This is a genomic window from Methylobacterium sp. WL119, assembly GCF_008039875.1.
Taxonomy (GTDB): Bacteria; Pseudomonadota; Alphaproteobacteria; order Rhizobiales; family Beijerinckiaceae; genus Methylobacterium.
On record NZ_VRUU01000195.1, the window covers coordinates 1 to 3443 of the forward strand.

At 71.0% G+C, this 3443-nt stretch carries 5 protein-coding genes; 3 read left to right on the forward strand and 2 right to left on the reverse strand.

Translation table 11 applies throughout. The annotated features are described in order from the left end of the window. On the forward strand, positions 1 to 279 hold a 279-nt coding region (locus tag FV227_RS29440; RefSeq protein ID WP_187274992.1), incomplete at its 5' end, for a hypothetical protein. Positions 280 to 424: 145 nt separating this feature from the next. Here the strand turns inward: FV227_RS29440 and FV227_RS28165 are convergent. Then, entirely contained in the window at positions 425 to 1039 is a 615-nt protein-coding gene (locus FV227_RS28165; RefSeq protein WP_147860440.1) for a TetR/AcrR family transcriptional regulator, read from the reverse strand. 76 nt (positions 1040 to 1115) lie between these two features. Here FV227_RS28165 and FV227_RS28170 point away from each other — a divergent pair, with 76 nt between their 5' ends. Then, on the forward strand, positions 1116 to 1478 hold the full coding sequence (locus FV227_RS28170) for a darcynin family protein (RefSeq protein WP_147729553.1): 363 nt from the start codon (positions 1116 to 1118) through the stop codon (positions 1476 to 1478). Between the two features lie 299 nt (positions 1479 to 1777). Here the strand turns inward: FV227_RS28170 and FV227_RS28175 are convergent, their stop codons facing one another. Continuing rightward, a complete protein-coding gene (locus FV227_RS28175; protein ID WP_147844599.1) occupies positions 1778 to 2239 on the reverse strand; it encodes an Lrp/AsnC ligand binding domain-containing protein in 462 nt (153 codons plus the stop codon). Between the two features lie 133 nt (positions 2240 to 2372). Here FV227_RS28175 and FV227_RS28180 point away from each other — a divergent pair. Then, positions 2373 to 3443 (forward strand): proline dehydrogenase family protein (locus FV227_RS28180; RefSeq protein ID WP_187274993.1); only part of this gene is annotated, 1071 nt, incomplete at its 3' end.

Below are 3443 nucleotides of genomic sequence, written 5' to 3' on the forward strand. Positions count from 1 at the left end.
CCCGCGCCGTGCCGGCGCCGGCGCCGGCACGGCGCGGGCCGGCGCGAGGGCTTCCGCCTCGGCTGGGGCGGCTGGCTCGTGGTCGAGTTCGTGGTCATCGCCGCCATCGCCGGCATCTACCTGGCCTGGCCGCCGACCGTCGCCTGCCGCGAGCAGGAGGCGACGTTGGGCTTCTTCGCCGGCGACACCCTCGGCAAATGCATCCGCCGCGGCGTCGCCGCCCGCATCGACGACGTCGACCAGCGCCTCAAGATGGCGGTGCGCCATTCGGGGCATTGACGCGCCCGGCCTTCGAACGATGCCTGGACGGGGCGTTTTCGGGCGCCCTGCCGTGACACCGGCTCTTGGGCGAGTCGCCGGCGCCCGACGATCGGGTGCCGTCCGCGGGTCTCGCGACAGGGGGATCACGGGCACCTGGGGACGGTCACGCGCCGGCGCCGAGGTAGCCGAGCACGGCCCGGCGAACACGATCGACGAGCGGCACCTCGCCCGTTTCGCCGCGCTCGCCGGCCGCGTCGATCATACCCTTGATGATCGCCAGCAGGTCTGCGGCGGCCGTCGGCGTGTCCGGCTGCCGTGGCAGGTCCGGCCGCTCGAGCAGGCCGGACACGAGCGTGTTCAGAGCCGCAGCGCTGCGGTGGATCTCGGCGTCGAAGGGCAGGCGGGCCTCCTCGAAGTCCAGCAGCCGTGCCAGGGCGGGGCGACGGAGCTGATGACCGACGCACGCTTCGATCACCGCGACGAGCGCATCCGTTCCGGCCGGCCGTGACGCTGCCGCCCGTGCATCCTCGATCAATCGATTCTTCTCGCGGACGATGAGAGCGCCGACGAGCGCCTCCTTCCGCGGGAAGTATTGGTACAGCGAGCCGACGCTGACCCCCGCACGCTCGGCCACGGCATTCGTCGAGAAACCGCCGTGGCCCACCGCCTCCAGAATGCGAGCCGCCGCCTCGACGATCGCCTCGACGGTGGCGAGAGAACGGGCCTGCTGCGGCCTCTTCCGGGGGCGGGGGCGCTGCGCCGTCAGGGGGTCGGTCATGCGAACGAATGCGAGTAGCGGAAGCGAGCGATCGCTCGCATCCTAGGGGCGTCACGCGACAGTGCAAGGACGCAAGATGACGAGATCCGGCAAACCCTTCGATTCGGCCCTGACAGTGTTCATGCTCGTGAAGACCACCACCGAGTGGCTGGGCTTTCCGGTCGAGAAACGTTTCGAGCTCTTTCGCGAGACGTTCACGCCTATCCTGAAGGCGCATGCCGCCGATGTGACGCTGCGGTTCTTCGACATCGAGTTCTACTCCGCTCGTGTCACCGACCTGTGGATGTGGGACGCAAGGGATCACCAGAGCTACCAGCTTCTCGTCGAAGCGATACGCGAGACCCCGTTCTGGGACCGCTACTTCGAGATCGTGGACATCCTGCCGGGCCTCGAGAATGCCTACGCCACCCATTACGGCCGCGAGCCGATCACGGCCTGATCTGGGTGCGGGCCGCTCGCTCGTTGCACCAGGGACCTGCCAAAGCCGGCGTCGGGTGATTCCGCGGCGGTCCGCCCACGGACAGCAATACAGCGAGGCGGCTGGCGCCACCCCGTGCGCCCACGACCCGTATGGGGTGTCCGGGTCGCCGGCGGCTCGCCCCGGATGAAGCCGCCTGTGGGCGATCCGGCAACATCGGCTCAGGGCGGATCTCTGCCGATCGGCTGTCTTGCGGCGATATTCACGAACCGGATGTTCGCTCGGACCGGATGTGGGCCGGCTCGTTGCCCGGTCGCGGCTCACACGGGCAGCGGGCTGTCCGTCTTGACCTCCTCCATCACCGCGTAGGTGCGCGTCTCCTTCACGCCGGGCAGGTCGACCATGACCTGCCCGAGGAAGCGGCGATAGGCGGCCATGTCCTTCACCCGGGCCTTGAGCAGGTAGTCGAACCCGCCGGCCACCATGTGGCATTCCAGGATCTCCGGCACGCGGCGGACCTCCTGCGAGAAGCGGTCGAACACCGCGCCGGTGGTCTTGTCGAGCAGCACCTCGATGAACACCAGCAATCCCAGATCGAGCATCGCCGGATCGAGGCGGGCACCGTAGCCGGTGATGTAGCCCGCGCGGGTCAGCCGCTTCAGGCGCTCGGCCGTGGCGGTGGGCGAGAGCCTGAGCCGCTCGGCGAGGTCGACGGTGGCGATGCGCCCGTCCTGCTGCAGGATGCGCAGGATGGCGGCATCGATCGAATCGGTGGTCTTCACGCGCAGAACGCCATTCCGATGGGGAATCCGCCGGTCTTCGACGCGACCCACGGATTTTAGCACCGCGCCGCCGCGGCTACAAAATGGTCCGTGCCCGGCCGGCGGCCGGCGGCGGAGGGAGGCGGGGTCTGCCATGTTGATCGTGTCGTCGTCGATCGTGTCTTCCCCTCGGCCCGTCGTGCCCGCCCGCCCGTCCTTCGCGGATCTCGCCGACGACCTGCCCGCGTCGTCGCCGCTGCGCGCGGCGATCGTCGCGGCGCACCGGCGCCCGGAGGCGGCGTGCCTGGCGCCGCTCCTCGACCGGGCGCAGCTTCCGCCCGAGGCGGCGTCGCGCGTCGCGGCGACGGCGCGCGGCTTGGTCGCGGGCCTGCGGCGGACGGCGAAGCGGGGCGGCGTCGAGGGCCTGATCCACGAATACGACCTGTCGAGCCAGGAGGGCGTCGCCCTGATGTGTCTCGCCGAGGCCCTGCTGCGCATCCCGGACGCGGCGACCCGCGACGCGCTGATCCGCGACAAGATCGCCCCCGGCGACTGGCGGGCCCATCTCGGCCACAGCCCCTCGCCGTTCGTCAACGCGGCGACCTGGGGCCTGCTGGTGACCGGCAAGCTCACCGCGACGACGCGCGAGCACGGCCTGTCCGCGGCCCTGACGCGCCTGATCGGGCGGGGCGGGGAGCCGTTGATCCGCCGGGGCGTGAACCTCGCCATGCGGTTGATGGGCGAGCAGTTCGTGATGGGCGAGACCATCGCCGAGGCCCTGCGCCGGGCGCGCCCCAACGAGGCGAAGGGGTTCGCCTATTCCTACGACATGCTCGGGGAGGCCGCGGCCACGGAAGCGGATGCCGCCCGCTACCAGGCCGCCTACGCGGCGGCGATCCATGCCATCGGGTGGGAATCGGCCGGCCGGGGCGTCATCGGGGGGCCGGGCATCTCGATCAAGCTCTCGGCGCTGCACCCGCGCTACACGCGGACGAAGCGCGCCCGCGTGCTCGCGGAGCTGATCCCCCGGGCGAAGGCGCTGGCCGTGCTGGCCAGGGGGTACGGCATCGGCCTGAACATCGACGCCGAGGAGGCCGACCGGCTCGACCTCTCCCTCGACATCCTCGAGGCGCTGGCCACCGACCCGGACCTCGCGGCCTGGGACGGGCTCGGCTTCGTGATCCAGGCCTACGGCCGGCGCTGCCCCTTCGTCGTCGACTGGCTC

Excerpts from the sequence above, each read along its gene's own strand:
- FV227_RS28165 (WP_147860440.1), bottom strand. The coding sequence starts at position 1,039 with ATGACCGACCCCCTGACGGCGCAGCGCCCCCGCCCCCGGAAGAGGCCG.
- FV227_RS28170 (WP_147729553.1), top strand. The coding sequence starts at position 1,116 with ATGACGAGATCCGGCAAACCCTTCGATTCGGCCCTGACAGTGTTCATG.